General features: G+C 61.4%; 14 protein-coding genes. 8 read left to right on the forward strand and 6 right to left on the reverse strand.

From position 1 onward, the window contains the following. Positions 1 to 23 precede the first annotated feature (23 nt). Entirely contained in the window at positions 24 to 299 is a 276-nt protein-coding gene (locus BLP82_RS10085; RefSeq protein ID WP_092167136.1) for a cold shock domain-containing protein, read from the reverse strand. 228 nt (positions 300 to 527) lie between these two features. Between BLP82_RS10085 and clpS the strand changes: the two genes are divergently transcribed. Next, on the forward strand, positions 528 to 890 hold the full coding sequence (gene clpS, locus BLP82_RS10090; RefSeq protein WP_003180089.1) for an ATP-dependent Clp protease adapter ClpS: 363 nt from the start codon (positions 528 to 530) through the stop codon (positions 888 to 890). Positions 891 to 919: 29 nt separating this feature from the next. Continuing rightward, positions 920 to 3,190, forward strand: a complete 2,271-nt coding sequence (gene clpA, locus BLP82_RS10095; protein ID WP_024616766.1) for an ATP-dependent Clp protease ATP-binding subunit ClpA — start codon at positions 920 to 922, stop codon at positions 3,188 to 3,190. Positions 3,191 to 3,410: 220 nt separating this feature from the next. Here the strand turns inward: clpA and infA are convergent, their stop codons facing one another. The 4 genes from infA to trxB form a co-directional block, all read right to left on the reverse strand. Then, positions 3,411 to 3,629: a translation initiation factor IF-1 gene (infA, locus tag BLP82_RS10100; protein WP_002553999.1), complete on the reverse strand. Its 219-nt coding sequence runs from the start codon at positions 3,627 to 3,629 to the stop codon at positions 3,411 to 3,413. Positions 3,630 to 3,752: 123 nt separating this feature from the next. After that, positions 3,753 to 4,460, reverse strand: a complete 708-nt coding sequence (locus tag BLP82_RS10105; RefSeq protein WP_092167139.1) for an arginyltransferase — start codon at positions 4,458 to 4,460, stop codon at positions 3,753 to 3,755. A 57-nt stretch (positions 4,461 to 4,517) separates the two neighbouring features. After that, the gene (aat, locus tag BLP82_RS10110) at positions 4,518 to 5,198 is read right to left on the reverse strand and encodes a leucyl/phenylalanyl-tRNA--protein transferase (RefSeq protein ID WP_092167142.1); all 681 of its coding nucleotides are present in this window, start codon (positions 5,196 to 5,198) and stop codon (positions 4,518 to 4,520) included. An 80-nt stretch (positions 5,199 to 5,278) separates the two neighbouring features. Further along, entirely contained in the window at positions 5,279 to 6,238 is a 960-nt protein-coding gene (trxB, locus tag BLP82_RS10115) for a thioredoxin-disulfide reductase (RefSeq protein ID WP_092167144.1), read from the reverse strand. A 261-nt stretch (positions 6,239 to 6,499) separates the two neighbouring features. On the opposite strand from trxB, the gene BLP82_RS10120 reads away from it, so the two are divergent. From BLP82_RS10120 to cysG, 6 genes are all read left to right on the forward strand, one after another. Further along, positions 6,500 to 8,905, forward strand: a complete 2,406-nt coding sequence (locus BLP82_RS10120; protein ID WP_092167146.1) for a DNA translocase FtsK — start codon at positions 6,500 to 6,502, stop codon at positions 8,903 to 8,905. 58 nt (positions 8,906 to 8,963) lie between these two features. After that, entirely contained in the window at positions 8,964 to 9,587 is a 624-nt protein-coding gene (gene lolA, locus BLP82_RS10125; protein ID WP_003203330.1) for an outer membrane lipoprotein periplasmic chaperone LolA, read from the forward strand. 168 nt (positions 9,588 to 9,755) lie between these two features. After that, positions 9,756 to 11,081 (forward strand): replication-associated recombination protein A, encoded by a 1,326-nt coding sequence (locus BLP82_RS10130; protein ID WP_072339609.1) that lies wholly within the window; start codon positions 9,756 to 9,758, stop codon positions 11,079 to 11,081. After that, positions 11,078 to 11,452 carry a fluoride efflux transporter CrcB gene (gene crcB / locus BLP82_RS10135; protein WP_018608522.1) on the forward strand — a complete coding sequence of 125 codons (375 nt, stop codon included), beginning with the start codon at positions 11,078 to 11,080 and terminating at the stop codon, positions 11,450 to 11,452. The genes BLP82_RS10130 and crcB overlap by 4 nt, the downstream gene beginning before the upstream one ends. Before the next feature lie 15 nt (positions 11,453 to 11,467). Continuing rightward, the gene (gene serS, locus BLP82_RS10140; protein ID WP_025213005.1) at positions 11,468 to 12,748 is read left to right on the forward strand and encodes a serine--tRNA ligase; all 1,281 of its coding nucleotides are present in this window, start codon (positions 11,468 to 11,470) and stop codon (positions 12,746 to 12,748) included. Next, positions 12,749 to 14,143, forward strand: coding sequence for a siroheme synthase CysG (cysG, locus tag BLP82_RS10145; RefSeq protein WP_092167149.1), 1,395 nt, complete (start codon positions 12,749 to 12,751; stop codon positions 14,141 to 14,143). It abuts the gene before it with no gap. A gap of 92 nt (positions 14,144 to 14,235) precedes the next feature. On the opposite strand, the gene BLP82_RS10150 is transcribed toward cysG, so the two are convergent. Beyond that, the gene (locus tag BLP82_RS10150) at positions 14,236 to 15,234 is read right to left on the reverse strand and encodes a glutathione S-transferase family protein (RefSeq protein WP_092167152.1); all 999 of its coding nucleotides are present in this window, start codon (positions 15,232 to 15,234) and stop codon (positions 14,236 to 14,238) included. Positions 15,235 to 15,312 lie beyond the last annotated feature (78 nt).

Genomic DNA, 15,312 nt, shown 5'->3' on the forward strand with positions numbered 1-15,312 from the left:
TCAGGCGGGGTGGCGACTGCCGGTCAGTGGGTCTCGGTGACCCTGGCAATGACATTGACAGGGGCGGGCGCGTCTTCGGCGAGGACAACCTTGATGTTGATCGCGTGCAGGCCCTTGGGCCCCTGGATGACGTTGAATGTCACCGGTTGCCCGGCCTTCAGGGTCTTGTAGCCGTCCATCTCGATCGCCGAAAAATGGGCGAACAGGTCTCCAATATCCTTGCCGTCCGCAAGAATGAAACCGTAACCCTTGGCATTATTGAACCATTTCACCTTACCCTTCATCTTGACGACCGACATAACCCATTTCCCTCTGCAACGCACTCCATCACTGGAGTATCATCCAGTCCATCCGCAGGTTAATCTTCTTGTACAGGATAGATTCCACGGACCTTTTTAACCCACGATGGGCTCTATTGGTTGTAACACCGTTTTCCCGATAGTCAAGGTGGCTCCGGTGGTCGTGGTTGAAATCGCCCACAAGCGCCCCCATCACTGTATTCGCCAACTAAACGAACCTTTCTTTCCATGCATGCAGTCAGCCAGATTCGACTAACATTCAATCAGGATCGCCCGGATCTACACGACGACGATTCCGCAGGCATTGCTGTTCAGGAAGCAAAGCCCGCATTACAGGCGCCACCGATGTACAAGGTGGTTTTGTTCAACGATGACTACACACCGATGGATTTCGTCGTCGAAGTGCTCGAGGTGTTTTTTAACCTGAATCGGGAGCTGGCGACCAAGGTCATGCTGGCCGTCCATACAGAGGGGCGGGCAGTATGTGGCGTGTTTACCCGCGACATCGCCGAGACGAAGGCCATGCAGGTCAACCAGTACGCCCGGGAAAGCCAGCATCCGCTACTCTGTGAAATCGAGAAGGACGGTTAACGCCGACCACTTGGGTATGAGGTGAAGCTATGTTAAACCGCGAGCTCGAAGTCACCCTCAATCTTGCCTTCAAGGAGGCTCGTTCGAAGCGTCATGAATTCATGACCGTCGAGCACCTGCTGCTGGCCCTATTGGATAACGAGGCTGCCGCCACCGTTTTGCGTGCCTGCGGCGCGAACCTCGATAAACTCAAGCATGATCTGCAGGAGTTCATCGACTCCACCACGCCATTGATCCCTGTGCATGACGAGGATCGTGAAACCCAGCCAACCCTGGGCTTCCAGCGTGTCCTGCAGCGTGCTGTCTTCCACGTACAGAGCTCGGGCAAGCGCGAAGTCACCGGCGCCAACGTGCTGGTTGCCATCTTCAGCGAGCAGGAAAGCCAGGCAGTGTTCCTGCTCAAGCAGCAGAGCGTTGCACGTATCGATGTCGTCAACTACATCGCCCATGGCATCTCGAAGGTGCCGGGGCATGGCGATCATTCCGAGGGTGAGCAGGATATGCAGGACGACGAGGGCGGTGAGTCTTCTTCTTCAGGCAACCCATTGGATGCCTATGCCAGCAACCTGAACGAACTGGCGCGCCAGGGCCGGATCGATCCGCTGGTCGGGCGCGAGGCGGAAGTCGAGCGCGTGGCCCAGATCCTGGCCCGGCGGCGCAAGAACAACCCATTGCTGGTGGGCGAGGCAGGGGTGGGCAAGACCGCGATTGCCGAAGGCCTGGCCAAGCGCATCGTCGATAACCAGGTGCCGGACCTTCTGGCCAACAGCGTGGTGTACTCCCTCGACCTGGGCGCCTTGCTGGCCGGTACCAAATACCGCGGCGATTTCGAGAAACGCTTCAAAGCGTTGCTCGGTGAGCTGAAAAAACGTCCGCAGGCGATCCTGTTCATCGACGAAATCCACACCATTATCGGTGCCGGGGCGGCGTCGGGCGGGGTCATGGATGCGTCGAACCTGCTCAAGCCGCTGCTGTCCTCGGGTGATATCCGTTGCATCGGCTCGACCACGTTCCAGGAATTTCGCGGGATCTTCGAGAAAGACCGTGCCCTGGCCCGGCGTTTCCAGAAGGTCGATGTGTCGGAGCCTTCGGTGGAAGACACCATTGGTATCCTGCGCGGCCTGAAAGGGCGATTCGAGCTGCACCACAACATCGAATACAGCGATGAAGCCCTGCGCGCGGCGGCTGAACTGGCCTCGCGCTACATCAACGACCGACACATGCCGGACAAGGCCATCGACGTCATCGACGAAGCGGGTGCCTACCAGCGCCTGCAACCCGTGGAGAAACGCGTCAAGCGCATCGAAGTGCCTCAGGTCGAGGACATCGTGGCGAAAATCGCGCGTATTCCGCCCAAGCATGTCACCAGTTCCGACAAGGAGCTGCTGCGTAACCTGGAGCGTGACCTGAAGCTGACGGTGTTCGGCCAGGATGCGGCCATCGACTCGCTGTCGACCGCCATCAAGCTGTCCCGCGCCGGTCTCAAGTCGCCGGACAAACCGGTGGGTTCGTTCCTGTTCGCCGGTCCTACCGGTGTCGGCAAGACCGAGGCGGCACGGCAGTTGGCCAAGGCGATGGGCATCGAGCTGGTGCGCTTCGACATGTCCGAGTACATGGAGCGCCATACCGTATCGCGTCTGATCGGTGCGCCTCCGGGCTATGTCGGTTTCGACCAGGGCGGCCTGTTGACCGAAGCCATCACCAAGCAACCGCACTGCGTATTGCTGCTCGACGAAATCGAGAAGGCGCATCCGGAAGTCTTCAACCTGCTCCTGCAGGTGATGGATCACGGTACGCTGACCGATAACAACGGGCGCAAGGCGGACTTCCGCAACGTGATCGTCATCATGACCACGAACGCCGGCGCCGAAACCGCAGCGCGCGCTTCGATCGGTTTCACCCATCAGGACCACTCGTCCGATGCGATGGAAGTGATCAAGAAAAGCTTCACGCCTGAATTCCGCAACCGCCTGGACACCATTATCCAGTTCGGTCGCCTCAGTCATGAAGTCATCAAGAGCGTGGTGGACAAGTTCCTTACCGAACTTCAGGCGCAGCTCGAAGACAAGCGTGTGTTGCTGGAGGTGACCGATGCGGCCCGCAGTTGGCTGGCCGAAGGTGGTTACGATGTGACGATGGGCGCGCGGCCGATGGCTCGCTTGATCCAGGACAAGATCAAGCGTCCACTGGCGGAGGAGATCCTCTTTGGCGAGCTGGCCGAGCATGGCGGTGTGGTTCACATCGACATCAAGGACGGCGAACTGACCTTCGACTTCGAAACCACGGCCGAAATGGCCTGACCGTAAACTGCAACAAAGCAAAAGGCGCCGAAAGGCGCCTTTTTGCTGTGTATGGGATCGTTCCCACGCTCCGCGTGGGAACGCCTCAACGGACGCTCTGCGTTCGGCTTTTGGGACGCAGAGCGTCCCTGGCTGCATTCCCACGCGGAGCGTGGGAATGATCCGCGTTGCGCGCAAACAAAAACGCCCGGCATCTAGCCGGGCGTCTTGTATTGACTTGTTAGCGAGCGCGGTAAGTGATGCGCCCTTTGCTCAAGTCATAGGGCGTCAGCTCGACGCGCACTTTGTCACCGGTAAGAATACGAATGTAATTCTTGCGCATCTTGCCGGAGATATGCGCGGTTACGACGTGCCCATTTTCCAACTCCACACGAAACATGGTGTTGGGCAGGGTGTCGACGACAGTGCCTTCCATTTCGAAGCTGTCTTCTTTCGACATGCAGTAAAGCCCTCGGTATCCAGTGAATGGCCCGGTGCAACTGCGCCAGGCAAAAGCGGCGTGCATTGTGCCCGAAAAAGGGGGGGCAAGCCAAGGGGTTCTAGCTTTATAAGCCGAAGGGATCTAACTCAGGACAACCCATCGCTGGTTGATCAGCAATTCGATAGGCCGATATTGGGTCTTGTAGTTCATTTTCTTGCAGTTCTTGATCCAGTAGCCCAAGTACACCGCCTCCAGTCCCAAGCGCCGGGCTTCATTGATTTGCCAGAGGATGGCAAAGCGCCCCAGGCTACGCCGTTCTTCTTGTGGCTCATAGAAGGTGTACACCGCTGAAAGACCGTTGGGCAGCAGGTCCGTGACAGCGATGGCGACCAGCCGTCCCTCCAGTCGGAATTCATAGAAGCGGGAAAACGGCAGGTCACGCACCAGGAAGGTCGAGAACTGATCCCGGCTGGGCGGGTACATGTCGCCATCGGCATGGCGTTGTTCGATGTAGCGTTGGTACAGGTCGAAGTATTCCTCGGTGAACTGCGGCTTGGCCGGGCGGACCTGAAGGTCGGCGTTGCGCTTGAAAATGCGTTTCTGCTGGCGATTGGGCAAGAATTGCGCCACGGGAATGCGCGCCGGGACGCAGGCGTTGCAATGCTGGCAATGGGGCCGGTAGAGGTGATCGCCGCTACGCCGAAAGCCCATTTCCGACAGGTCTGCGTAGACATGCACATCCATGGGCTGGCTAGGGTCGAGGAACAGCGTCGTGGCCTGCTCCTCCGGCAGATAACTGCAAGAGTGGGGCTGAGTGGCATAGAACTTCAAACGCGCCAACTCGGTCATGATCGGCCCTCGGAATAAGCTTTGGATTTAATTGTAAGCCAGGAGCGCGAATGTCGCTCAGCAAACCCATGTTGCCTGGTTGGGCAGATCCAGATGTGCCTTTAGATAGCCGGCAAATTCGGTGCGTGGGATCGATCGAGCGCCCAGGCTTTGCAGGTGCTCGGTGGGCATCTGACAGTCGATCAGCACGAAACCGGCGGCCTTGAGGTGTTGGACCAGGGTGGCGAAGCCGAATTTCGACGCATTGTCGGCCCGGCTGAACATGGATTCGCCAAAAAACAACTGGCCCATGGCCAAGCCATACAGGCCGCCCACCAGCACCCCCTGGTCCCAGACTTCCACCGAATGGGCGAAACCGCGTCGGTGCAGGTCCAGATAAGCGGTCTGCATGGCGTCGGTGATCCAGGTGCCCTCGGCATAGTCGCGCGGTGCCGCGCAGGCCTGTATGACCGCGGCAAAATCCTGATCGAACGTCACGTCATAGCGCTGCTTGCGCAACAGTTTGCCCAGGCTGCGGGATATGTGCAGTTCGTCGGGAAACAACACCGTGCGTGGGTCCGGCGACCACCACAGGATCGGTTGCCCCTCGGAAAACCATGGGAAGCAGCCGTGGCGGTAGGCCTGGATCAGCCGGTCGGCGGATAGATCGCCACCGGCGGCCAATAATCCGTTGGGATCGCGCATGGCTTTTGCCAGTGGCGGAAATTCTAGGCTGTTGCGTTGTAACCAGGTCAGCATGGGCGTCCGGCTTGTAGAAGGGGAGGGCGGCAGATGCGGGGGCTCGCCGGTCAGCGAGCCCCCGCCTGGAAGGTTAACCGTCAAACGGCAGGGATGTCATCGAGATACTTCTCCGCGTCGAGTGCGGCCATGCAGCCGGCACCGGCGGAGGTAATCGCCTGGCGATAGACATGGTCGGCCACGTCGCCTGCGGCGAATACGCCTTCGATATCGGTCGCGGTGGCGTTGCCTTCGCTGCCGCCGCGCACGAGCAGGTAGCCGTCGCGCATCGTCAACTGGCCCTGGAACAGATCGGTATTGGGTTTGTGGCCGATGGCAATGAACACCCCGGCGAGGGGCAGGGTACTGGTTTCGCCGGTCTCGCTGTGCCGCAGGCGTGCGCCGGTCACGCCGCTGGCGTCGCCCAGGACTTCATCCAGGTTCTGGTTCCAGTGCAGCTTGATATTGCCGCTGGTGGCCTTTTCGAAGAGTTTGTCCTGGAGGATTTTCTCGGCGCGCAGCTTGTCGCGGCGGTGGATAAGGTGCACTTCCCTGGCGATGTTCGACAGGTACAGGGCTTCCTCGACCGCTGTATTGCCGCCGCCGACTACCGCGACCACCTGGTTGCGATAGAAAAAGCCATCGCACGTCGCGCATGCGGAAACCCCTTTGCCGGCGAAGCTTTCTTCCGAGGGCAGCCCCAGGTACTGGGCCGATGCGCCGGTGGCAATGATCAGCGCATCACAGGTGTAGATGCCGCTGTCGCCGGTCAATTCGAACGGGCGCTGCTGCAACTTGGCGGTGTGGATATGGTCGTAGACGATCTGCGTGTCGAAACGCTCGGCGTGCCGTTGCATGCGCTCCATCAGTACCGGGCCGGTCAGGCCTTCGACATCGCCGGGCCAGTTATCGACTTCCACGGTGGTGGTGAGCTGGCCACCGGCCTGCAGGCCAGTAATGACAACAGGTTTGAGGTTGGCGCGGGCGGCATAGACGGCCGCGCTGTACCCCGCAGGGCCGGAACCCAGAATGATCAGGCGTGAATGCTTCACTTCGCTCATAAAAACACCTCATAAGCCTTTGTCACAAAAGAGAATGCATGGTCCAATTGGCGCAGACAAACCCGTACAATGCCTGGGTTTTGAACGCGGGATGGGCTAAAGATCAAAATTTTCGGCCACGCCTGTAGTTTTCTGGATGCGCCTCACAGTGGTAAAAGTAGTACCGGTTGTGCACATTCACTTTTTTACCTGCTCGTCATGGGCAGTTTTTTATAGTCATTCAACAGATGGACGCGCCGTTGGCGCAGGAAAAGAAGCGTTTTGAAGAAATCCACCGCAGCACCCAAACCAGTCGTTCCGCTCTGGCGCCAGCAACTGCACTATCGGCTCAAGGAAGGTGCATTGATCGCCATCGGCGCCCTGTGCCTGTTCCTGATGATGGCCTTGCTGACCTATGGCAAGGACGATCCGGGCTGGAGTCATAACAGCAAGATCGACGACGTGCAGAATTTCGGCGGTCCGGCCGGTTCCTACAGCGCCGACATCCTGTTCATGGTGCTGGGCTATTTCGCCTACATTTTCCCGTTGCTGCTGGCGATCAAGGCCTACCAGATCTTCCGCCAGCGCCACGAGCCGTGGCAGTGGAGCGGCTGGCTGTTCTCATGGCGCCTGATCGGCCTGGTGTTCCTGGTGTTGTCGGGGGCTGCGCTGGCCCATATCCATTTCCATACGCCCACCGGTTTGCCGGCCGGGGCGGGTGGCGCGCTGGGGGAAAGCCTCGGCGACCTGGCCAGGAACGCCCTGAACATCCAGGGCAGCACGTTGTTGTTCATCGCCCTGTTCCTGTTCGGCCTGACGGTATTCACCGACCTGTCCTGGTTCAAGGTCATGGACGTCACCGGCAAGATCACCCTCGACCTGATCGAGCTGATCCAGGGCGCCGTCAATCGCTGGTGGGCGGCGCGTACCGAGCGCAAGCAACTGGTGGCGCAATTGCGTGAAGTGGACGACCGCGTCCACGACGTGGTGGCCCCGACGACGCCGGACAAGCGCGAGCAGGCCAAGGTCAAGGAGCGCCTGATCGAGCGTGAGCAGGCCTTGAGCAAGCACATGTCCGAGCGCGAAAAACAGGTGCCGCCGGTCATCACCATGGCCCCGGCCAAGCCGCCGGAGCAGAGCAAGCGCGTGCAGAAAGAGAAACAGGCGCCGCTGTTCGTCGACAGTGCGGTGGAAGGCACCTTGCCGCCGATCTCGATCCTCGACCCGGCCGAGAAGAAACAGCTCAATTATTCCCCCGAATCCCTGGCGGCCGTCGGCCACCTACTGGAGATCAAGCTCAAGGAGTTCGGGGTCGAGGTGTCGGTGGATTCGATCCACCCGGGTCCGGTGATTACCCGCTACGAAATCCAGCCGGCCGCCGGCGTGAAGGTCAGCCGCATCGCCAACCTGGCGAAGGACCTGGCGCGTTCCCTGGCTGTGACCAGTGTGCGGGTGGTGGAGGTGATTCCCGGCAAGACCACCGTGGGCATTGAGATTCCCAACGAAGACCGGCAGATCGTGCGCTTCTCCGAAGTGCTGTCGACGCCTGAGTATGACAACCACAAGTCGCCGGTCACCCTGGCCCTGGGCCACGACATCGGCGGCAAGCCGGTCATCACCGACCTGGCGAAGATGCCCCACCTGCTGGTGGCCGGTACCACCGGTTCCGGTAAGTCGGTGGGCGTGAACGCGATGATCCTGTCGATTCTGTTCAAGTCCGGCCCGGAAGACGCCAAGCTGATCATGATCGACCCGAAAATGCTCGAACTGTCGATCTACGAAGGCATTCCGCACCTGCTGTGCCCGGTGGTCACCGACATGAAGGACGCCGCCAACGCCCTGCGTTGGAGCGTCGCCGAGATGGAGCGCCGCTACAAGCTGATGGCGAAGATGGGCGTGCGCAACCTCTCGGGCTTCAACGCCAAGGTCAAGGAGGCCGAAGAGGCCGGTACGCCATTGAGCGACCCGTTGTATCACCGCGAGAGCATCCACGACGAAGCGCCGCTGCTGCACAAGCTGCCGACCATCGTGGTGGTGGTGGACGAATTCGCCGACATGATGATGATCGTCGGCAAGAAGGTCGAAGAACTGATCGCCCGTATCGCCCAGAAGGCCCGTGCGGCCGGTATCCACTTGATCCTCGCCACACAGCGGCCGTCGGTGGACGTGATCACCGGCCTGATCAAGGCCAACATCCCGACCCGCATGGCGTTCCAGGTATCGAGCAAGATCGACTCGCGGACCATCATCGACCAGGGTGGCGCCGAGCAGTTGCTGGGGCATGGTGACATGCTCTACATGCCGCCGGGCACCAGCCTGCCGATTCGTGTGCACGGTGCGTTCGTTTCCGATGACGAAGTGCACCGCGTGGTGGAAGCCTGGAAGTTGCGTGGCGCCCCTGAATACAACGACGACATCCTCAACGGTGTCGAAGAGGCCGGCAGCGGTTTCGAGGGCAGCAGTGGCGGCGGTGACGACGACGCTGAAACCGATGCGCTCTACGACGAAGCGGTGCAGTTCGTCCTGGAGAGCCGCCGGGCCTCGATTTCCGCCGTCCAGCGCAAGCTGAAGATTGGCTACAACCGCGCCGCCCGCATGATCGAAGCCATGGAAATGGCCGGGGTGGTGACGGCCATGAACACCAACGGCTCGCGCGAAGTACTGGCGCCGGGCCCGATGCGCGACTAATGACCCGGGCGGCCTGTCGAAGCGCCGCTCGAACCCCCACGACTTCATGAGGACTCCCATGCGCCTGATTCGCATGTTGCTGTTGCCCGTACTGGCCTTGTCTACCTTGTCGGCCCACGCCGGCGAAAAGGACGTCGCTCGCCTGACCCAATTGCTGGGGGGCTCCCAGACCCTGACCGCACGTTTTTCCCAGTTGACCCTCGATGGCAGTGGCACCCAATTGCAGGAAACCGCTGGCGACATGGCCCTGCAGCGCCCGGGCCTGTTCTACTGGCACACGGATGCACCAGCCGAACAACTGATGGTGTCCGACGGCAAGAAAGTCTCCCTGTGGGACCCGGACCTGGAACAGGTGACCATCAAGACCCTCGACCAGCGCCTGACCCAGACACCGGCGTTGCTGCTCTCCGGTGACATCTCCGAGATCAGCCAGAGCTTCGAGATCACCTCCAAGGAGGCCGGTGGCGTGATCGACTTCACCCTCAAGCCCAAGACCAAGGACAGCCTGTTCGACAGCCTGCGCCTGTCGTTCCGCAACGGCCTGGTCAACGACATGCAGTTGATCGACAGTGTCGGCCAGCGCACCAATATCCTGTTCACCGGTGTCAAGGCCAACGAGCCGATCGCCGCGTCCAAGTTCAAGTTCGACATCCCCAAGGGTGCCGATGTGATCCAGGAATAAGGGGGCATCTCAGAACCTAATGTGGGAGCGAGCTTGCTCGCGATATCGGTGGGTCAGTCACATCTATTTCGACTGATCCGACGCCATCGCGAGCAAGCTCGCTCCCACAGGGTGCTGTAGTGTTCAATAGAGTCGGCAACAGGACCCAGCGGAGGTTTTGTAGTAATCATGGACCTGTTTCGAAGCGCCCCGATTGCCCAGCCCCTGGCCGCTCGCCTGCGCGCGACCAACCTGGATGAGTACGTCGGCCAGGAGCATGTGCTCGCCCGCGGCAAGCCTCTGCGCGAGGCCCTGGAGCAGGGCGCCCTGCACTCGATGATCTTCTGGGGGCCGCCGGGCGTGGGCAAGACCACCCTGGCGCGGCTGCTGGCGGAAGTCTCGGACGCTCACTTCGAAACGGTGTCGGCAGTGCTGGCCGGGGTCAAGGAAATCCGCCAGGCGGTGGAAGTGGCCAAGCAGCAGGCTGGGCAGTACGGCAAGCGCACGATCCTGTTCGTCGACGAAGTGCACCGCTTCAACAAGTCCCAGCAGGATGCATTCCTGCCCTACGTCGAAGATGGCACGCTGATCTTCATCGGTGCCACCACCGAAAACCCTTCGTTCGAACTCAACAACGCCTTGCTCTCGCGGGCGCGGGTCTATGTGCTCAAGAGCCTCGACGAGACGGCGATGCGCAAGCTGGTGCATCGGGCGCTGACCGAGGAGCGCGGCCTGGGCAAGCGGCACTTGAGCCTCAGCGATGAAGGCTTCCAGATCCTGTTTTCAGCCGCCGATGGCGATGGCCGGCGCTTGCTCAACCTGCTGGAAAATGCCTCGGACCTGGCCGAAGACGACAGCGAGATTGGCGTCGAGCTGCTGCAAAGCCTGCTGGGCGATACCCGGCGCCGCTTCGACAAGGGCGGCGAGGCGTTCTACGACCAGATTTCGGCGCTGCACAAATCCATTCGCGGTTCCAACCCGGACGCGGCCTTGTACTGGTTTGCGCGCATGATCGACGGTGGTTGCGATCCGCTGTACCTGGCGCGGCGCGTCGTGCGCATGGCCAGCGAAGACATCGGCAATGCCGACCCCCGGGCCCTGAGCCTGTGCCTGGCGGCGTGGGACGTGCAGGAGCGCCTCGGCAGCCCGGAAGGTGAACTCGCCGTGGCCCAGGCCATCACGTACCTGGCCTGCGCACCGAAGAGCAACGCGGTGTACATGGGCTTCAAGGCGGCGATGCGCAGCGCCACCGAGCACGGCTCCCTCGAAGTACCGCTGCACCTGCGCAACGCGCCGACCAAGCTCATGAAGCAGTTGGGCTATGGCGATGAATACCGTTACGCCCACGACGAGCCGGACGCCTATGCCGCCGGCGAAGATTATTTCCCCGATGAACTCGAACCCCAGCGCTTCTACCAGCCGGTGCCCCGGGGTCTTGAACTGAAGATCGGCGAGAAGCTCAACCACCTGGCACAACTGGATCGCCTGAGTCCACGGCAGCGGAGAAAACCTTGATCCCCCTGATACTTGCTGTTTCCGCTGGCGGCGTCGCCGGCACGTTGTTGCGTTTCGCCACGGGCAACTGGATCAACGCAAATTGGCCCCGGCACTTCTATACCGCGACGCTGGCCGTTAATATCGTGGGCTGTCTGCTGATCGGCGTTCTATACGGTCTGTTTTTGATTCGCCCGGAAGTGCCCATCGAGGTGCGGGCCGGGCTGATGGTTGGCTTTCTCGGCGGCCTGACGACTTTTTCATCCTTTTCACTGGATACGGTGCGCCTGCTGGAAAGCGGGCAGGTGCCGCTGGCCCTGGGCTATGCGGCCATCAGCGTATTCGGCGGGCTGCTCGCCACCTGGGCTGGCCTGTCCTTGACCAAACTTTGATAACGAGAGACCGACATGCTCGATTCCAAACTGTTACGTAGCAACCTCCAGGACGTAGCGGACCGCCTGGCTTCCCGTGGCTTTGCCCTGGATGTCGCGCGCATCGAAGCGCTGGAAGAACAGCGCAAGACCGTCCAGACCCGCACCGAAGCCCTGCAGGCTGAACGTAACGCGCGCTCCAAGTCCATCGGCCAGGCCAAGCAGCGTGGCGAAGACATCGCGCCGCTGATGGCCGATGTCGAGCGCATGGCGGGTGAATTGAGCGCGGGCAAGGTCGAGCTGGACGCGATCCAGACCGAGTTGGATTCGATCCTGCTGGGCATCCCGAACCTGCCTCACGAGTCGGTGCCGGTTGGTGAAGACGAAGACGGCAACGTCGAAGTGCGCCGTTGGGGCACGCCGACAACCTTCGATTTCCCAGTGCAGGACCACGTGGCCCTGGGCGAGAAATTCGGCTGGCTGGACTTCGAAACCGCCGCCAAGCTGTCGGGCGCCCGTTTCGCCCTGTTGCGCGGGCCGATCGCGCGCCTGCATCGGGCCCTGGCGCAGTTCATGATCAACCTGCACGTCACCGAACACGGCTACGAGGAAGCCTACACCCCGTACCTGGTCCAGGCCCCGGCGCTGCAGGGCACCGGTCAGTTGCCGAAGTTCGAGGAAGACCTGTTCAAGATCAGCCGCGACGGCGAGGCCGACCTGTACCTGATCCCGACCGCCGAAGTGTCGCTGACCAACATCGTGGCCGGCGAGATCGTCGACGCCAAGCAACTGCCGATCAAGTTCGTCGCCCACACGCCGTGCTTCCGCAGTGAAGCCGGGGCGTCGGGCCGTGATACCCGCGGCATGATCCGCCAGCACCAGTTCGACAAGGTCGAGATGGTCCAGATTGTCGAGCCGTCGAAATCCATGGAAGCGCTGGAAAGCCTGACCGCCAACGCCGAGAAGGTCCTGCAACTGCTGGAACTGCCGTATCGCACCCTGGCGCTGTGCACCGGCGACATGGGCTTCAGTGCGGTCAAGACCTACGACCTGGAAGTCTGGATTCCGAGCCAGGACAAGTACCGCGAGATCTCGTCGTGCTCCAACTGCGGCGACTTCCAGGCCCGCCGCATGCAGGCGCGTTTCCGCAACCCGGAAACCGGCAAGCCGGAACTGGTCCACACCCTCAATGGCTCCGGCCTGGCGGTGGGGCGTACCCTGGTGGCGGTGCTGGAGAATTACCAGCAGGCCGACGGTTCGATCCGTGTGCCCGAGGTGTTGAAACCCTACATGGGCGGCATCGAGGTCATCGGCTAAATGGACTATTTGCCACTGTTCCACAACCTGCGCGGCAGCCGCGTGCTGGTGGTCGGCGGCGGGGAGATTGCCTTGCGCAAATCCCGACTGCTGGCCGATGCCGGCGCGTTGCTGCGGGTGGTCGCACCCGACATCGAACCGCAGTTGCGGGAACTGGTCAGTGGCAGCGGCGGCGAGTGTATCCAACGCGGTTACCTTGAGTCGGATCTGGACGGTTGCGGGCTGATCATTGCCGCCACCGACGACGAACCGCTCAATGCCCAGGTCTCGGCCGACGCCCATAAGCGTTGCGTGCCGGTCAACGTGGTGGACGCGCCGGCCCTGTGCAGCGTGATCTTCCCGGCGATCGTCGACCGCTCGCCCTTGGTGATCGCGGTGTCCAGTGGCGGCGACGCGCCGGTGCTGGCGCGGCTGATCCGGGCCAAGCTGGAAACCTGGATTCCCTCGACCTATGGGCAGTTGGCCGGGCTGGCGGCGCGTTTTCGCAATCAGGTCAAGCAACTGTTTCCCGATGTCCAGCAGCGCCGGGCGTTCTGGGAAGAGGTGTTCCAAGGTCCTATCGCCGACCGCCAACTGGCCGGGCAGGGCGGCGAAGCCGAGCGCTTGCTGCGGGAAAAGATCGACGGCCAGGCGCCGAGCGCGCCGGGCGAAGTCTATCTGGTGGGGGCCGGGCCGGGTGATCCGGACCTGTTGACCTTCCGCGCCTTGCGTTTGATGCAGCAGGCGGACGTGGTGCTGTACGACCGCCTGGTGGCGCCGGCGATCCTCGAACTGTGCCGGCGTGATGCCGAGCGCATCTACGTCGGCAAGCGCCGCGCCGAACACGCCGTGCCCCAGGACCAGATCAACCAGCAATTGGTGGACTTGGCCCGCCAGGGCAAGCGCGTGGTGCGGTTGAAGGGCGGCGATCCGTTCATCTTCGGTCGCGGCGGTGAAGAGATCGAAGAGCTGGCGGCCCATGGCATCCCGTTCCAGGTCGTCCCGGGCATCACCGCCGCCAGTGGTTGCGCGGCCTACGCCGGGATCCCGCTGACCCATCGCGACTACGCCCAATCGGTGCGTTTCATCACCGGCCATCTCAAGGACGGCACCAGCGACTTGCCGTGGGCCGACTTGGTGTCGCCGGCGCAGACGCTGGTGTTCTACATGGGCTTGGTCGGCCTGCCGATGATCTGCGACGAGCTGATCAGGCACGGTCGCGGGGCGGATACGCCAGCGGCGTTGATCCAGCAGGGCACCACGTCGAACCAACGGGTCTTTACCGGCACTTTGGCGGACTTGCCACGGCTGGTGGCTGACCATGAAGTGCATGCGCCGACGCTGGTGATCGTTGGGGAAGTGGTGCAGTTGCGCGAGAAACTGGCCTGGTTTGAAGGGGCTCAGGGGCAGGTCTAGGAAGACCCGCACCGTTGATCGTTCCCACGCTCCGCCTTGGAGTGACGCAGAGCGTCACCGGATGCATTCCCACGCGGAGCGTGGGAACGATCTCAATGGCGCTGCCAAATCCCTTTCCCACTCAACCTTTCCCGATCATGGGCGACCGTAAAGTCCTGCTTCGGCCCCTTGGGCACGATCCCGTTAGGGTTGATGGTCTTGTGGCTGCCGTAGTAATGGCCCTGGATATGGGTGAAGTCCACGGTTTCGGCAACGCCCGGCCACTGATACAACTCCCGCAACCAGTTCGACAGGTTCGGATAATCGGCGATGCGCCGCAGGTTGCATTTGAAGTGACCGAAATACACCGCGTCGAAACGGATGATCGTGGTGAACAGGCGGATATCCGCCTCGGTCAGGTATTCACCAGCCAAGTAGCGCTTGGTCGCAAGCAAGGCCTCCAGCCGGTCCAGTTCGGCGAATAAACCGTCGAACGCTTCTTCGTAGGCCGCTTGGGTGGTGGCGAACCCGGCGCGATACACGCCGTTGTTGACCGCCGGGTAGATTCGCTCGTTCAAGGCATCGATATCGCGGCGCAGGTGCTCGGGGTACAGGTCCAGGTCGTTGCCCGTCAAACCATCGAAGGCACTGTTGAACATGCGGATGATTTCCGCCGATTCGTTGTTGACGATGCGTCGCTGGCGTTTGTCCCACAGCACCGGCACGGTGACACGGCCGGTGTAGTGCGGCGTGTCGGCGGTGTAGCGCTGATGCAGGAATTGCAGAGGGTCGAGTTTATCGCCTGTGGAGCCGTGGGCCTTGTCGAAGGTCCAGCCGTTTTCCAGCATCAGGTAGCTGACCACCGAGACGTCGATCAGGTCTTCCAGGCCTTTGAGCGTGCGGAAAATCAGTGTGCGATGGGCCCAGGGGCAGGCCAGGGAGACATACAAATGGTAGCGCCCGGCCTCGGCGGCAAAGCCACTCTCGCCCGAGGGCCCGGCGCTGCCGTCGGCGGTCACCCAATGACGGCGCTGCGCCTGTTCGCGCTGGAAGGTGCCATCCTTGCTTTCATACCACTGGTCCTGCCAGCGGCCCTCGACCAACAAACCCATCTGGATATCCTCGCTCAATAATCATTGGAGACGAGTCTATTCCCATAGGTTCGAACTAAAAGCGCAAAGGTTGGGCGT

Origin of the sequence: Pseudomonas sp. NFACC37-1 (genome assembly GCF_900101575.1) — a bacterium.
Taxonomy (GTDB): Bacteria; Pseudomonadota; Gammaproteobacteria; order Pseudomonadales; family Pseudomonadaceae; genus Aquipseudomonas; species Aquipseudomonas fluorescens_AA.